The organism is Luteipulveratus flavus (assembly GCF_029439465.1).
In the GTDB taxonomy this organism is placed as follows: Bacteria; Actinomycetota; Actinomycetes; order Actinomycetales; family Dermatophilaceae; genus Luteipulveratus; species Luteipulveratus flavus.
Genome location: NZ_JAROAV010000032.1, coordinates 1 through 14,337, shown reverse-complemented (window position 1 = coordinate 14,337; position 14,337 = coordinate 1). Strand labels below are relative to the sequence as shown.

Sequence of the window (14,337 nt, the reverse complement as noted above, 5' to 3'; positions counted from 1 at the left end):
TTCGGCGCTACTCGACCAACGGGTGTGCCGGGCCTGTCAGCTCGGTATCACCACGCGGGCGGCGCCGCCGTCGCCGCGGACGGTCTCGGCCGCCGCGACCAGCCGGCTGCCCTCGAATCCGATGCCGGACGCGTTCCCGATCCACGTCTGCGACGACAGCCGGTGCCCGCGTGCCGTCAGCGCCTGCCCGACGGGCGAGGTCGCCAGTCCGAGGTCGGCGCCCTCGGACGAGCCGTTGCGCGAGCTCAGCCGCGGAGCCGCGATCGCGTCCACCAGGTCGAGGTCGCGGTCCAGGTACCCCACCAGGATCTGCGCCACCGACGTGATGATCGTCGCCCCGCCGGGCGTCCCGGCCGCCACCACCGGACGCAGTCGACCACCGTGTCCGCCGCCGTGCCGACCCCGGCCGCCGCCGTCCGAGGAGAACACGATCGACGGGCTCATCGACGACCGCGGTCGCTTGCCCGGGCCGGGGAGGTTCGGGTCGGGCACGCCGGCCTGCAGCGGCACGAAGTCGAAGTCGGTCAGCTCGTTGTTCAGCAGGAACCCGTACCCCGGCAGCGTGATGCCCGACCCGCCGGTCTGCTCGATCGTCAGCGTGTACGCCACGACGTTGCCCCACCGGTCTGCCACGTTCAGGTGCGTGGTCGAGCGGCCCTCGTTCGGCGCGCCCAGCTGGCGCCCACCACCGGGTGAGCCGGCGGAGTCGCCGTCCGGCGAGCCGAACGGCACCGGCCGAGCCAGCGCCCGATCGGGGTTGAAGAGCAGGGCCCGCTCGCGCGCGTACGCCGGCGACAGCAGCTCGCGGACCGGGACGCCGCGCACGTCGCCGACGTACCGGTTGCGGTCGGCGAACGCGAGGGCGGACGCCTCGGAGAACCAGTGCAGGTAGTCCACCTGCGACAGGGAGGCGACCGAGCGGCCGGTGCGCGCGGCGAACGCGTCCAACAGGTTGAGGATCTCCCCGACCGCGATGCCGCCGGACGACGGGATCGACATGCCGCGCAGCTCGTACCCGCGGTAGCGACTCGTCGTCGGCTCCTGGATCGGCGCGCGGTAGCGGGTGATGTCCCGCAGCCGCATCTCGCCGCGCAGCACCGACACGCCCGGCGCGGTCGTCGGGTCGGTGACCTCGTCGACGATCGCCCGCGCGATCCGCCCGTAGTAGAACTCGCCGACACCGCGCTGCCGGATGAGCCGATAGGTGTCGGCCAGGTCGACGTTGCGCTGCGTCGCGCCCACCGCCGGCACCTGCCCGCCCGGCAGGTAGACCCGTACGGTCTCGGGGAACGTGCGGAAGCGCGCCTCGTTCTGGGCGGTGAGGCTCCGGTAGTACGCGTCGACCACGAACCCCTCCCGCGCCAGGGCCTCCGCCGGAGCGAGCAGGTCCGCGAGCCGCCGCGTCCCGAACCGCGCCGCCGCGACCGCCCACGTCATCAGGGTCCCCGGGACGCCGACGCTCTTGCCCGAGCTGACCACTGTGTCGAAGTCGAGGGCGTTGCCGTTGCCGTCGGTGAACTCGGTCGAGGTGTACGTCAGTGGCGCGGCCTCCCGGCCGTTGATCGTGTACGTCCGCCCCGACCGGGCGTGGTGGAACACGAAGAAGCCGCCCCCGCCGATGCCGGAGGAGTAGGGCTCGGTGACGCCGAGCGTGGCGGCCATCGCGACCGCGGCGTCCGCGGCGTTCCCGCCGGCGCGCAGCACCCGGATGCCCACGTCCGCGGCGTACGGGTCGACGCACGAAACGGCGCCGCCGGTCCCGATCGCCTCGGGCACCTTGACCGGTTCGCGGACCACAGCCGGCGGCATCACCGCCGGTGCCGCCGCGTGTGCGGGTGGGCTCGCGGTGCCGAGCGCGGCGGCTGCACCGCCCACGGCTCCGGCGAGAAGGACCGATCGTCTGCTGAGCTGCGCGTCCATGGGGGTGGCTCCTTGGCTCGGGGTGACGGCCCGGCGCCGGAGCCCAGCCCGCGAGGAACCAGTCCTCGGTGCCGCGGTGCTGCCACCGTACGGCGCCGGTGCCCTCGCCACGCCGAAGCGCACCCCGCGGATCTCGTCTGCCCGGCCGTGCATGGAGTGCCGGACAGACGAGATCTGCGGCAGGGACAGCCGGTCGGGCCGGGGCTAGCGCCGGGGTGGCGTCATCTGACGCGGCAGGCAGACGTTGGCGAGGTCGGTGCCGCGCTCCACGAACGTCGCCTCGCACCAGGCCTGCGCGGATGCCTTGTCCGGCAGGTCGAGGTCCAGCAGCGCCACCCAGGTCAGACGGTTGCCCTGGGAGATGCGCTTGCCGAAGTGGTCGTCGCGCACGATCCGCACCTGACCGCCGAACCGCGGGTCGCTGATGACGTTCTGGAACCGATTCCAGATGTCCACGGCGGTGAACGGCGTCGGCTGCTGGCTCAGGTCGCGCACGCCGACGTACTTGCTGTCCAGCTGCACCACCCACAGCCGGTCGATGGGCGTCGCGCGTTCGTCTTCGTCGGCCCGCTGGTTGAGCGACACGATGGCCTGTGCGTCGTCGGTCGGCTCCGACGGCGGCGGCACCGAGAACGTCGCCGCCGGCGGGGTGGACGTCGTGAACGTCCGCGGCGTCGGCCGCCGGCTGGTCGAGGTCGGGCTCGGTGTCGACGGCGCGGGTACGGGGGTGGACGCCGGCGGTGTGGGCGTCGTCCGGGCGGTCGAGGACGTCGGTGACACGACCGCCGCCGTCCCACTCGGCTCGCCGTTGCGGGTGAGGGCGTACGCGGTCACCGCGGCCGAGCCGAGCACGATCCCGATGAGCGCGCCGGCGACCAGCGTCCGCGGACGGATCCCCCGCCGGGGCGGCACGTCGTAGTCGGGGTCGTCGTACTCGCCGTACGGGGCGGACGCGTACGGATCACTGGCGTACTGGTTCGGCGGAGGTGCGTCGAGATCGCGTCCACCCACGTCGGTCCGCGCGCCACAGGCAGCGCAGAACCTCCCCGTCACCGGACTCCCACACTGTCCGCAGTAGGCCATGGCGTCCCCTCGCTCGCCCGTCCGCGTCCCTTCGGACACTAGCCGCGCGAACGCGTCATGGGTACCGCCGGACGTGGCCGGACTTCCCGCGCGAGTCTCGTCCGGCCGGCGCTCCATGCGGGGCCGGGCAGACGGACTTCGCAAGGAGCGCTCGGGGCGGGCGGCCGAGCGCTCAGCTCACCGCGAGCGTCAGGGACACCGTCTCCAGCGGTGTGTCCTCCCACGGGCGCTCCAGCGCCAGCCGGACGACGGACTCACCGGGCGAGGACGCGACCAGCTCGACGACGCTCGTCCGGGCCTGACCCGGTGCCGACGAGGTGCCCGCCTCGACCTGGGCGTCGTCCCCGCCCACGACGACGCCCGGCGGCAGGTCGGTCACCGTCCAGCGGTAGCCGGTGCCGGACGGGTGACGGAGCCTGACCTCCAGGCTGTCGCCGGCGGCCAGCGGGATGCGCTGGCCGTCCTCGGGCGACTCCACGACGTGGTGCATCGTCACCACGCGTACATCGCATCGATCGTGCCGGCCGGCGTCTCGACGAGGGTCGGTGCGATGCCGGTGGCTCGGGCGTGCGCGGCGAGGATCGTCAGCACGGTCGAACCGAAGTCCGTGCGCGTGCTGAGCTTCTTCCAGCCCGCGGTCTGCAGGTGCACCGAGGCCTTGCGGCTCGTCTGCTCGGCCCACAGCGCGGTGATCCGCTGCCCGGTGATGGTGGTGCCGGCCGTCGCGGAGTCCGGGTCGGCGGTGGCCGACTCGGCGCCCTGCGCGGTACCCCGGACGCTGGGGGGCATCAACGTCGGTGCGTCGTCCTCCGCGTCGGCCACGGGTGAGCTCGGCAGTGGCGACCCGGCGTCGCTGATCAGCTGGAGCTCCTCCTCGCTGAGCTCGTGCGGCTCGGTCAGCACCTCCAGGGAGGGCGCCGGGGTCGCGGCGGCCGGTGCGCCGTTACGGCTCCGGGTCGTACGGCTCGTACGTCGGGTGGTGGTCTTGGTGGCCATGTCGGGTCTCCTTCGTCGGCTCGGCCGGGTCAGTAGGCGTAGGTCTGGGCGATGACGCCCTCGTTCTCGTACGCGTTGACGAACGCGCCCTTCTCCTTGGCCGTCAGCAGGTCGGCGAACATCGCGACGTGGGCGGTGCCGGTCAGGCCGCCGACGCTCACCCAGCCGTGGTCCTGGACGTGCACCCAGCCGCTGCGCTCGCTCCCGGAGGCGTACCCGCCGAGCACCTTCTTCGGTGTGGTCCAGGTGCGCAGCCGCACTCCGGTGACGCCGACGTTGGCCCAGGTGTCGATCAGGCACTGCCCGTACCCGATGTACGCGTACCCGCCCATGCCCCAGCCGGTGCCCCAGCTGTTCTTGATGATCCAGGCCTGCTTGGTGTCGTCGTACCCGACGATCGCGACGCAGTGGCCGCCCTCCTCGCCGCCGGTGACGTGCTTGTAGACACCGGAGCTGTAGCCGTAGAAGTCGGTGTAGACCACGAAGCAGCCGGTCACCGGCCCGACGGTCGTGAGGTGCTTCTTGATGTCGGCGACCTTCTCGGTCAGGTCGACGGTGCCAGTCGCCCGACCGCGGTGCCACTCCCACCCGGTCGGCGCGGTCTTGCCGCCGGGGTTGCCGGCGACGTACGGGAAGTCGCTCTCGTAGGTGATGCCCTTGGACGTGCAAAAGGTCAGCGCCGGCATCGGCATCCAGCCGGTGTCGCAGGTGACGCCGACCGTGCTGCCGTGCCCGTAGAACAGGTGCGCCTCGGAGAGGTCGACGGCGAGCGACGGGGTCTTGCGGCCGAAGCGCGCGGTGCCCTCCAGGACGGCGACGCTGCCGAACGACACGCAGGAACCGCAGCTGCCCTGGTCCCGGACTCCGGCGACGTAGCTCTGACCGCCGACGTTGCGCAGGTCGAAAACGGTTGGCAGTGAGGCGGACTCGGCCTTGGCGCGAGCCGCTGCCTGAGGCCCGGACGCGTGGGCCGACCGTACGGCGGCGGCGGCTCGTTCGAGACTCTCGCGCACCGGCTGGTCGGGCACAGGTACGCCGAGGCGGACTCGACGTTGCTCCTCGGGCAGGCGGGTGATGCGGTTCTCGGTGGCGTCCCAGCTCGCGTCCGGCGCCTCGGCGACCGCTGCCTGGACGGCCTTGATGTCGATCTTGTCCTTGGCCATGTCCGACCCCCTGTGTGCGGTGATGACGAAGGAGAGGAGCCCGCGCGGCGGGTGCCTGATACCGCGCCGGCCGTCCGGCTCTTGACCATCACGTGACCAAGGTCAGGAGATGGTCAACCGCCCGATCTACCGACCGGTCGCCACTAGCGTCTGCAGGCATCAGACATCAGACGTCCGATGTCGCCTCGCCGAGTCGCTCGGTGCGGCGGTGCCGATCCGGGCGTCCCCGTACGACCCGAGGAGCTCCGTGATGCGCCACACCGTTCTCGCCGCCGTCGTCAGCGCAGGCCTGCTGGTCCCGGCCGCCCCCGCCGCGCTCGCGGCTCCGACCGCCACTTGGAAGGCCGCGTCGACCGCCTCACTCCGGCCGCCACAGCCGCCCACCGGCGCGATCGACACCGAGGACCTCGCCCGCCGGTACGACCAGGGCCCGCAGTACCGGATCCCGGCGCTGACCACGAGCACGAAGGGCACCGTGATCGCGGCGTACGACCGGCGCCCGACGATGGCGGACGTCCCGTCGAACATCGCGATCGTCATCCGGCGCAGCACCGACGGCGGCAGGACGTGGCTGCCGCAGCAGGTCGTCCGCGAGAGCCCGGCGCCGGAGGGGCACGGCGACCCCAGCCTGCTCGTCGACCGCGAGACGGGACGGATCTTCGTCTTCTACGTGTCCAGCATCAATCAGGGCTTCGGCGGCGGGGCGACCGGCAACAGCGACACCGACCCGAACGCCACGCAGATGGACTACAGCTACTCCGACGACGACGGCGTCACCTGGCAGCACCGCCGCATCACCTCGATGGCCAAGAACCCCGCCTGGGGCGGTCTGTTCGCCGCCAGCGGTGAGGGCATCCAGCTGCGGCACGGCGCGCACGCCGGCCGGCTGGTCCAGCAGTACGCGATCCGCTACAACGGGCAGAACTACGCGGCCAGCCTCTACAGCGACGACCACGGTGCGACCTGGACGTTCGGTCAGCTCGTGGGTCCGGGCGCCGACGAGAACAAGACCGTCGAGCTGTCCAACGGCGACGTCATGCTCAACTCGCGGACGGCGCCGTACCGCAAGGTGGCGATCTCCCACGACGGCGGCGAGACGTACGGACCGTTCGAGGCGGACCCCGAGCTGCCCGACTCCGGCAACAACGGCTCGATCATGCGCCTCTACCCCGACGCGCCGGCCGGCGATCCGCGCTCGAAGTTGCTGCTCTTCAGCAACACCCCGGACCCGAGCATCCGCCGCGAGGCCACCGTGCGGATGTCCTGCGACGACGGTCAGACCTGGCCGGTCAGCAAGGCGATCACGCAGGGCTCGTCCGGCTACTCCACCCTCAGTCACCTGCCGGACGGGCGGATCGGGCTGCTCTGGGAGCGCGAGGGGTACGAGTACATCACCATGTCGCGCTTCGACGTCTCGTGGCTGGCGGGGCTCTGCGCTCCGCTGTCGCTGACCCTGCCCGCCTCGCACCAGGCGGGGACGAAGGCGAGCGCGACCGTCCGCCTCACCAACCAGACCAGCGGCACCCTCGCCCCGGGGAACGTCACGCTCGAGCCGGGTACGACCTGGGCCGCCGGTTCGGTGCGCGTGGCGCGGCTGGCGGCGGGCGAGTCTCGGACGGTCTCGGTGCCGTTCAGCGCGCCCACGAGCGTCGTCGGGGACAAGCCGATCACCGCGCGGTACACCGTGGATGGGCAGTCGTCGAGCACGCGGAGCATGCTGACGGTGACGCCGGCGGCCAATCCGCCTGCAGCGCCTGCGGTATTGGGGGAGCTCTACCCCGACAGCACGGTGCCGCTCGGCGCCGCGGGCTGGGCGGACGACCGACTCGCGTTCTGGATGCGCGTCGGCAGCACCGGCAACCAACAGCTCACCGACGTCACGGTTACCGGCAACCTGGACAACCTGGCGTCGTGCCACTACTCGGCGCTGGCCGCCGGTCAGAGCTACCTGTGCAAGACCGCCACGCACACCGTGACGGCCGCCGAGGTCGCGGCCGGGCAGTACGCGCCGTCGGTCACGGTCACCGGCACGACGCCCTCCGGCCGGCGCGTGTCGCAGACCGTCACGCCGCAGCCGATCGTGGTCCGCAACCCGTGAGCGAGCGGTCCGTCTCACCTGCTGGAGCGACATCACGAGGGCATCACGGTCTGGTCTGCGGCGAACCATGACAGTCCATCGCCCCGCTCACGGGTGGGACGATGGGGAGCATGTCGTCGAACGCCCTGGCGATCCGTTGCCACGTCCTCGAAAGCGCAGACCTCACAACGGATCTCACCGATGCGGCCGCCCTGCTCCTGCAGCGCCTGGTCGCGGACGGCGCTGCGCTGGGCTGGACGGCGCCGCCCGGCCGCGCCGAGGTGGCGGACCTGCTGTGGGAGCTCGTCGACGACAGCCCGCAGGACGCGTCACTGGTTGTCGCGATGGTGGGCGACGACCTCGCCGGCTTCGGGTTCTGGCGGCGCTACATCCGGCCGACCTACCGTCCGCACGCCGACCTCGAGAAGCTCGCCGTGGCGAAGGAGTTCCAGCGGCGCGGCATCGCCCGGGCCCTCGTCACCGAGCTCGCGCGGACGGCCCGGGAGGCGGGCGTGGAGATGCTGACGCTGGACTTCCGCGGCGACAACGAGGGCGCCGAGCGGCTCTACGTCTCGTGCGGGTTCCGCGAGTACGGGCGGCTGGAGGAGTTCGTCGCCCCGGACGCCGAGCACCGGTACGACCGGGTCCTGCACGTCCTCGATCTGCGCGAGGCGGACTGACACACTGGGCGCCACTCGTTTCCGCCCGGGAGGCTCGTTGTGGAGCAGCTGCAGGTCGACGTACTGGTCATCGGTTGGGGCAAGGGCGGCAAGACGCTCGCCGGCGCGCTGGGCCGCGCGGGCCGCAGCGTCGCCGTGGTGGAGCGCTCGAACCGGATGTACGGCGGGTCGTGCATCAACATCGCGTGCGTCCCGACGAAGGCCCTGGTCCACCGGGCGGAGCAGCGGCGGTTCGCCGACGACGCGCAGGCCTGGTTCGACGCGGCGGTCCAGGAGCGCGACGACCTCACCGGCCGGCTGCGGGCGCGCAACCACGCCATGCTCAAGGAGGTCGACGCGGTCACGCTGATCGACGGGGCAGCCAGGTTCGTCGGTCCGCGCGAGGTGGAGGTCACCGCCGGCGGCGAGCGGCTGCGGGTGTCGGCCGAGACCGTCGTCCTGAACACCGGCACGGAGCCCGCGCGTCCGCCGGTCCCGGGCGCCGACGGGCCACACGTGTACGACTCGACCTCCCTCCAGCACGTCTCGCCGTTCCCGCGCCGCCTGGTCGTCGTGGGTGGCGGCTTCGTGGGGCTGGAGTTCGCGGGCATGTTCGCGCGCTTCGGCTCGCAGGTCACCGTGCTCAACCGCGGCGAGCGGCTGCTGCCCGAGGAGGACGCCGACGCGGCCGCCGCCGTCGAGCAGAGCCTGGTCGACACCGGGGTGACGTTCCGTCACGGCACGAGCGCGACCGCGTTCGTCGACGCCCGGCCCACCGTCGTCGTCCAGGTCGACGGACCGGGTGACGCCACCGACCTGGAGGCGGACGCGGTGCTGTGCGCGACCGGACGGCGCCCGGTGACAGCGGACCTCGATCTGTCCGCCGCGGGTGTCGACACCGACGAGCGGGGCTACATCGTCGTGGACGATCACCTGCGGACCTCCGCCGATGGGGTCTACGCGGTCGGTGACGTCAACGGCGGCCCCCAGTTCACCTACATCTCCCTCGACGACCACCGCGTCGTGCTGAGCGCGCTCATCGGCGACGGGTCCCGGACGACGAAGGACCGGGTCGCCGTACCGCGCACCACGTTCATCACGCCGCCGTTCGCGCGGGTGGGGATCAACGCGACTCAGGCACGCGACCAGGGACGTGCGGTGCTGGTGACGAGCAAGCCGGTGGCCGACATCGCCGCGATGCCGCGCCCGAAGATCGTCGAGGAGACGCACGGCCTCATCGGGTTCGTGGTCGACGCCGAGAGCGACGAGGTGCTCGGCGCCACCCTGTTCTGCACCGACGCCCAGGAGCTGGTCAACCTCGTCGCGCTCGCCATGCGGGCCGGCGTGACAGCGAGCCGGCTGCGCGACGGGATCTGGACCCACCCGTCGACGACCGAGGCGTTGAACGAGGTGCTGGCCGGCCTGCGGCCCCTGGCCTGAACGAAGAGTCCGGAGCCGGGGCACGCCGGAGGGCGCGGCCCCCTCCAGTAGCCACGCCCTCCGTCGTACGGCGGCGGCTCCCCGATCCCCCAACCCGGGAGCCGCCTTCCTCGGCGGGCGAAGCGAGTGCCAGGCCGAGGCGTTCCTGCGTCACACGCGGTGACATGACGGAAGAGCGCGAGCGGCCGACGCTGATACGTCCCCGGCCGCGCCCGTCTCGCCTGATGAGACAACGGCGGTCAGGCGGCGGGTGCGCGGATCTACCAGCCCGCGCCGAAGCACATGAACGAGCTGCGCGCGCCGAGGCCGAGCGCAGCGGTCGCGTCCGCGAGGGCGTACGCCGGCGCGCGCCCGGCCGCGAGCCGGACGTGCGTCTCCGCCAGCACCTCGCAGGCGACGTCGTCGTCCACGCTGGCGGGCGACGCGATGACCGTGCACGCCCCGGCGTGCAGCCACGCCTGGGTCATGCCGACGGTCTCCTCACCCCAGCGGACCGTGGAGCGGCCGAGCTCGCACGCGGAGAGGACGACCGTGCGGGGGACGGCGCTGAGCCGGTCGATGTCGTACCCGAACCACGGCCCGTCGGCGAGCTCCAGACCGGAGAACAGCGGGTTGTCGGCGGAGTGACGCCCGTGCGCCGCCACGTGCATGACGTCGGCGGAGTGGGCGGCCTCGGTGACGTGCGCAGCGGTGGCGTCCGCGCTCGCGACGACGGCCGCGCGCTCGCCCCAGGCGGCGGCCGCGCGCCGTACCTCCTCGGCGGCCCGCTCGACCCGCGGACCGGCGACGAACGCCGCCCGCCGTCGGGGGTGGTCGGGCGCGTGCTGGTGGGCGACCCAGAGCGAGGCGGACCGGGGCATCGTGACGGGACGGCCGCGCAGACCGGGCAGCATCGTCCACGGCGTACCGGCGAGGCGTCCGGTCGGCACGATCAGCACCGGGCGGTCGTCGCCGACCAGGTCCGCGGCGGGCGCGACCAGGTGCCGTGAGAGCGTCGCGAGCCGGTCGTCGAGGCTGTCCAGCACCACCTGGCGCAGCGGCGGGGGGAGGTGCGCGGCCGAGACGTCGAGGTCGGCGCGGAGTCCGTCGAGGATGCGACCGACCGGCGCCCAGTCCCCGAGGTCGAGCACGCGGGTGTCGTCACCGGTCGCGACGAGCAGCCGCAGTCGGCCGTGCGTGACGACGTGGACCAGCATGACGCCGTCCTGCTGGCCGAGCTGTGCCTGGAGCTGGTCGAGCGTCGTGGGTTCGGTGACGAGGCCGGACCCCGGGTCGTGCCAAGCCCGTTCGCGGATCTGCTGCTGCAGGCGGGACGACTTGCGCACGAGCGCGACGACCGGCCGGCCCTCGGCGTCGGCGGCCCGGATCTGGGCGTGCAGCTCACGCAGCTCCTGGAGGCGGGCGGCGCCGTCGGGGTCGTCGGGCGGCCGGACCGCAGCGACGCGGCTGGTCAAAGCCCGGGCACGCTCGGTCCACTCGAACACGACCTCGGGCCGCCCGTCCTCGACGGCCATCCGCAGACCGGCGACCGCCAGACCGCGGCCGTGCCCGACGAGCGAGCTCTGCAGGTCGAGGCTGCCGAACGAGGACTGCCAGTCGTGCAGCGAGGCCAGCCCGTCCCGTACGTGCTGCATGGCGTCCTTGCGCCGGCCACCGGCGAGCGACAGCTCGGCCCGGACCTCGTGCTGCAGCAACCGGTTCTCCAGGGGCGCATCCGCACGCTGCCGTACGCCGCGCACCCGGCCGCGCGCGGTCGGCAGGTCGTCGAGGCGTACGGCGACGCGGGCGGACTGCAGCAGCACGGCGGACGCGTCGTGCACCAGACCCTGGGTACGCAGGCGGCCGGCGATGTCGGCCGCCTCGTCGAGCAGGGCCGGCCGACGCGAGCCGTTCATGACCTCTGCGGCGAGCGCCACCGCCTCGGCCTTGGTAGCCCATGCGTCGCTACCCCGGTTGCTGAACAGGCGCGCCGCCCGACGCGCCACCTTGCGTGCCTCGCGTGCGTCCTGACGCAGGTTGAGCCTCGCCAGCACCAGCAACGCTTCTGCCTGACTCTGCCTGAGGCCACGTCGGGCAAGGACGACACTCGCTTGACGGAGCGAGTCGGAAGCCTGGTGCGGCATCCCAGCAGCAATCAACGCTTCCGCGCGGTCCTGAGCACTGACCGCCTCGTACACGGGTCCCAGCGCCTTCATGCCAGGTCGCGCCTCATCGAGCAGGCTCAGGGCTCCTGCGATGTCCCCGCCGACGAGCCTCGCATAGCCCATGTTGTGAGTCGCTTTGACTCGGCCGCGCTCGAGGCCGGCCTTCCCGTACTCGAGCGAGGCCGCAGAGAAGTCGTGCTGAGCCGATCGGGCATCACCGCGTTGGAGGTAGACGTTTCCTCGATTGAGGTGCAGGTTGCCCAGCGCCTGATGTGCATCCGAGCTGATCAGGCTCTCGGCCGCTGACATCGCGGTCAAGGCCGCTGCTCCATCGCCCGCACGCATGTGGAGTAAACCGAGTTGAGACTGGATGAGTCCGCGGACATGGCCGGACACGCCGCTCAGCTCCAGGGCGAGGCGGCATCGGGCGATCCCGTCGTCGAAGGTGCCGAGCTCTGACTCTGTGTAGGCGAGGCTGAGATCGATGTGCGCGATCATGTCCGGTGTATCGGCCCTGTCGCGGGCGCGCAGGAAGGCTCGCCGGGCAGTCGCGTGCCGGCCGGCGTTGCTATGGGCGAGGCCCCGCTCGTGAAGCTGGAGGGCGTTGAGCACACTCCATCATGGCGAGTACCCGGTCACTCCTGCTATCCAACCAGTAGAAGGCACCGAGATGAATCTCGTCCGGTGACCTACTCGCGGCGGCCTGTTCGTCGATACGGTTGATCTGTGCCGGGGCCCAAGATGCTGATGTTGATGCTCCTTCCTGGGTTCGTCATTGCTGCCTTCATCCTGGCCGCTCCGCGACGATTCGAGTACGAGGGAATTCGTGTACGCGCCTGGTGGCTCATCCCCGTTGCCGCTGTGACGATGCTGGTGTACTCCGAGTCCTGGTATCCGCCCGTCGTCGGGGACCAGTGGGCTCTTCGGCTCGCCGTGACCATCACGGTCGTGATCGCCATCGCGTTCTGCGTTCTCAACTGGAAGCTGAACGGACGTGTTGCGAGAGTCGGATTGGGCCTGATCGTGGTGGGAGCGCTGTGCAACGCGCTACCGCAGTGGACCTACGGCGCGATGCCGTTCTCGGTGAGCGCCGCGAGAGCCGCCGGATTCGGAGACGCCGAACTCGCGAGGATGGCGCGCAGGTCGGTACGAAACCTCCCGATCACCGACGAGCCCTGGTGGGTGGTCGCACTTTCGGACGTCATCCCGTTGCCGCCCCTCTTGAAAGTGCTCAGTGTCGGGGATCTCCTGCTGATCGTTGGTGGGGTGGTAGCCGTGCTGGGCATGTTCGTGATCCGCCCGGATCGGTCACGTCTCAGCACGAGAGCTCGGGCGGTCGAACCGTGACCGTCCGCCGTTTGACGGACTCAGAGGGGAGGTTGAGATGCAGGACTTCAAAGCACGCGCCTACGTGGCGGCGGCTGCTGTCGTTGCCACGGGGCTGACGATCTACGCACTCGCGGCACCGGTCGAGCACGGCAACTGACGGTGACGAGCAGGAAGTCTCAGAGGGGAGGTTGAGATGCAGGACTTCAAGGCACGCGCCTACGTGGCGGCGGCTGCTGTCGTTGCCACGGGGCTGACGATCTACGCGCTCGCGGCACCGATCGAGCGCAGCAACTGACGGACGGGCTGTCGCGCTCTTCTCGAGTAACGACAGCGCAGGAGGCCGGCGTCCGTCGGACGCCGGCCTCCTGCTCCATGTCTGTCGCTAGCGCATCTCAGGCACTGCGGCGCGAACCGCTGCTCGTGAGCGAGCCACAGCGGCCTCGCGGGAGTCGCCGCTCGAGGAAAGCTGATCGACGAGCGCGTCGGCGATTCGGCCGGCGACCAGAGGTGCAGCGAATGACGTCCCGCTCCACAAGGCGAAGCCGCCGGTGTAGTCGTCCGGGTCGATGGTCTCGCGTTCCTTACCCTCCGCCACCGTGCGCGCGATCGGCTCGAATCCGCCTTGGAAGGGCGGAAGGGTGCTCAGGACGGCGGCGCCGGGCGCGTACGTGCGCACCCAGGGCCCGGCATTGCTGAACATGGCGACCGATGCGCCGTCCGGGTTGAGCGCACCGACCGAGACGACAGGAACGCGTGTCTCGCCGGTCAACCGCGCGCTGAACGCTGCCGGGTAGAACTCCCGAGACGTCGCGTCGTTGCCGACCGAGCACACGACGGTCGTGCCTGCTTCCGCCAGCTGATCGAGCACCTTCGCCAGCGTGGGGTCGAACAGCGCATCGTCAGTCGTCTCGTGGTAGTAGCCCATCGAGAGATTGAGGACGTCGACGGGGTGGCCGCCCTCCTCGCCGTCGGCATGACGCCGGACGAGTTCGGCGATCTGCGTCAGCACGGTGAGCCACTCGGACTCCACGATGACACCGCCTGAGCTGACCGCGCGCCACGACACGATGTCCGCATCAGGACAAGCCTGATGGACAAGACCAGCGATGAACGTGCCGTGCCCCGCGAGGGTGTCGATCCCGCCGTCGAGGGGACCGCCCTGGTCCGGGTGGCGCTCCGGATCGGTGGCCGCGTCGGTGTCTCCGATGCTCTGTCCGTCCAACGTGACATCGGTCCGGACGATGTCACGGAGCCACGGATGGTCTCCGCAGCCGGTGTCAACGATCGCCACCACTGGACGACGACCTGCGATGTCGTCGTCCGGTCGGCGGTACGGACGACGGCCGACAAATGCAACCGGCTGGCGCCCGCCGCTGCCTGCCTGCCCGTACGAGGCGACCGGCCAGCTGCCAGCGCTCGCGGCACCCGGGTTCGACTCATGGGTGGGGTTCGACTCATGGGTGGGGTTCGACTCGTGCACCGGGTTCGACTCGTGCACCGGGTTCGACTCGTGCACCGGGTTCGAC

The 14,337-nt window shown here is 71.5% G+C and carries 11 protein-coding genes; 4 read left to right on the top strand and 7 right to left on the bottom strand.

The annotated features are described in order from the left end of the window. Nucleotides 1–36: 36 nt before the first annotated feature. The 5 genes from P4R38_RS12965 to P4R38_RS12945 all read right to left on the bottom strand — a co-directional run bounded on the left by P4R38_RS12965 (nucleotide 37) and on the right by P4R38_RS12945 (nucleotide 5,162). Nucleotides 37–1,920, bottom strand: a complete 1,884-nt coding sequence (locus P4R38_RS12965) for a gamma-glutamyltransferase family protein (RefSeq protein ID WP_277192485.1) — start codon at nucleotides 1,918–1,920, stop codon at nucleotides 37–39. A gap of 204 nt (nucleotides 1,921–2,124) precedes the next feature. Then, nucleotides 2,125–2,931, bottom strand: a complete 807-nt coding sequence (locus tag P4R38_RS12960) for a hypothetical protein (RefSeq protein WP_277192483.1) — start codon at nucleotides 2,929–2,931, stop codon at nucleotides 2,125–2,127. A 244-nt stretch (nucleotides 2,932–3,175) separates the two neighbouring features. Further along, nucleotides 3,176–3,493, bottom strand: coding sequence for a protease inhibitor I42 family protein (locus P4R38_RS12955; protein WP_277192539.1), 318 nt, complete (start codon nucleotides 3,491–3,493; stop codon nucleotides 3,176–3,178). A 2-nt stretch (nucleotides 3,494–3,495) separates the two neighbouring features. Next, on the bottom strand, nucleotides 3,496–3,999 hold the full coding sequence (locus P4R38_RS12950; RefSeq protein ID WP_277192481.1) for a hypothetical protein: 504 nt from the start codon (nucleotides 3,997–3,999) through the stop codon (nucleotides 3,496–3,498). Between the two features lie 29 nt (nucleotides 4,000–4,028). Beyond that, nucleotides 4,029–5,162, bottom strand: a complete 1,134-nt coding sequence (locus P4R38_RS12945) for a C1 family peptidase (protein ID WP_277192480.1) — start codon at nucleotides 5,160–5,162, stop codon at nucleotides 4,029–4,031. 250 nt (nucleotides 5,163–5,412) lie between these two features. Here P4R38_RS12945 and P4R38_RS12940 point away from each other — a divergent pair, with 250 nt between their 5' ends. From P4R38_RS12940 to P4R38_RS12930, 3 genes are all read left to right on the top strand, one after another. Then, nucleotides 5,413–7,260: a sialidase family protein gene (locus tag P4R38_RS12940; RefSeq protein WP_277192479.1), complete on the top strand. Its 1,848-nt coding sequence runs from the start codon at nucleotides 5,413–5,415 to the stop codon at nucleotides 7,258–7,260. Between the two features lie 110 nt (nucleotides 7,261–7,370). Beyond that, nucleotides 7,371–7,919, top strand: a complete 549-nt coding sequence (locus tag P4R38_RS12935; protein WP_277192478.1) for a GNAT family N-acetyltransferase — start codon at nucleotides 7,371–7,373, stop codon at nucleotides 7,917–7,919. A 39-nt stretch (nucleotides 7,920–7,958) separates the two neighbouring features. Beyond that, nucleotides 7,959–9,338 carry an FAD-dependent oxidoreductase gene (locus P4R38_RS12930; RefSeq protein WP_277192477.1) on the top strand — a complete coding sequence of 460 codons (1,380 nt, stop codon included), beginning with the start codon at nucleotides 7,959–7,961 and terminating at the stop codon, nucleotides 9,336–9,338. 260 nt (nucleotides 9,339–9,598) lie between these two features. Here P4R38_RS12930 and P4R38_RS12925 read toward each other — a convergent pair whose 3' ends face one another. Next, complete coding sequence (locus P4R38_RS12925; RefSeq protein ID WP_277192476.1) at nucleotides 9,599–11,371, bottom strand: CHAT domain-containing protein; 1,773 nt, start codon at nucleotides 11,369–11,371, stop codon at nucleotides 9,599–9,601. A gap of 837 nt (nucleotides 11,372–12,208) precedes the next feature. Between P4R38_RS12925 and P4R38_RS12920 the strand changes: the two genes are divergently transcribed. Then, nucleotides 12,209–12,829 (top strand): DUF5317 family protein, encoded by a 621-nt coding sequence (locus tag P4R38_RS12920; protein WP_277192475.1) that lies wholly within the window; start codon nucleotides 12,209–12,211, stop codon nucleotides 12,827–12,829. A 364-nt stretch (nucleotides 12,830–13,193) separates the two neighbouring features. Here the strand turns inward: P4R38_RS12920 and P4R38_RS12915 are convergent, their stop codons facing one another. Next, nucleotides 13,194–14,309, bottom strand: coding sequence for a S8 family peptidase (locus tag P4R38_RS12915; RefSeq protein WP_277192474.1), 1,116 nt, complete (start codon nucleotides 14,307–14,309; stop codon nucleotides 13,194–13,196). Nucleotides 14,310–14,337 lie beyond the last annotated feature (28 nt).

Coding starts and splice junctions, on each gene's coding strand:
- P4R38_RS12965 (WP_277192485.1), bottom strand. CDS start 1,920: ATGGACGCGCAGCTCAGCAGACGATCGGTCCTTCTCGCCGGAGCCGTG.
- P4R38_RS12955 (WP_277192539.1), bottom strand. CDS start 3,493: ATGCACCACGTCGTGGAGTCGCCCGAGGACGGCCAGCGCATCCCGCTG.
- P4R38_RS12950 (WP_277192481.1), bottom strand. CDS start 3,999: ATGGCCACCAAGACCACCACCCGACGTACGAGCCGTACGACCCGGAGC.
- P4R38_RS12945 (WP_277192480.1), bottom strand. CDS start 5,162: ATGGCCAAGGACAAGATCGACATCAAGGCCGTCCAGGCAGCGGTCGCC.
- P4R38_RS12940 (WP_277192479.1), top strand. CDS start 5,413: ATGCGCCACACCGTTCTCGCCGCCGTCGTCAGCGCAGGCCTGCTGGTC.
- P4R38_RS12935 (WP_277192478.1), top strand. CDS start 7,371: ATGTCGTCGAACGCCCTGGCGATCCGTTGCCACGTCCTCGAAAGCGCA.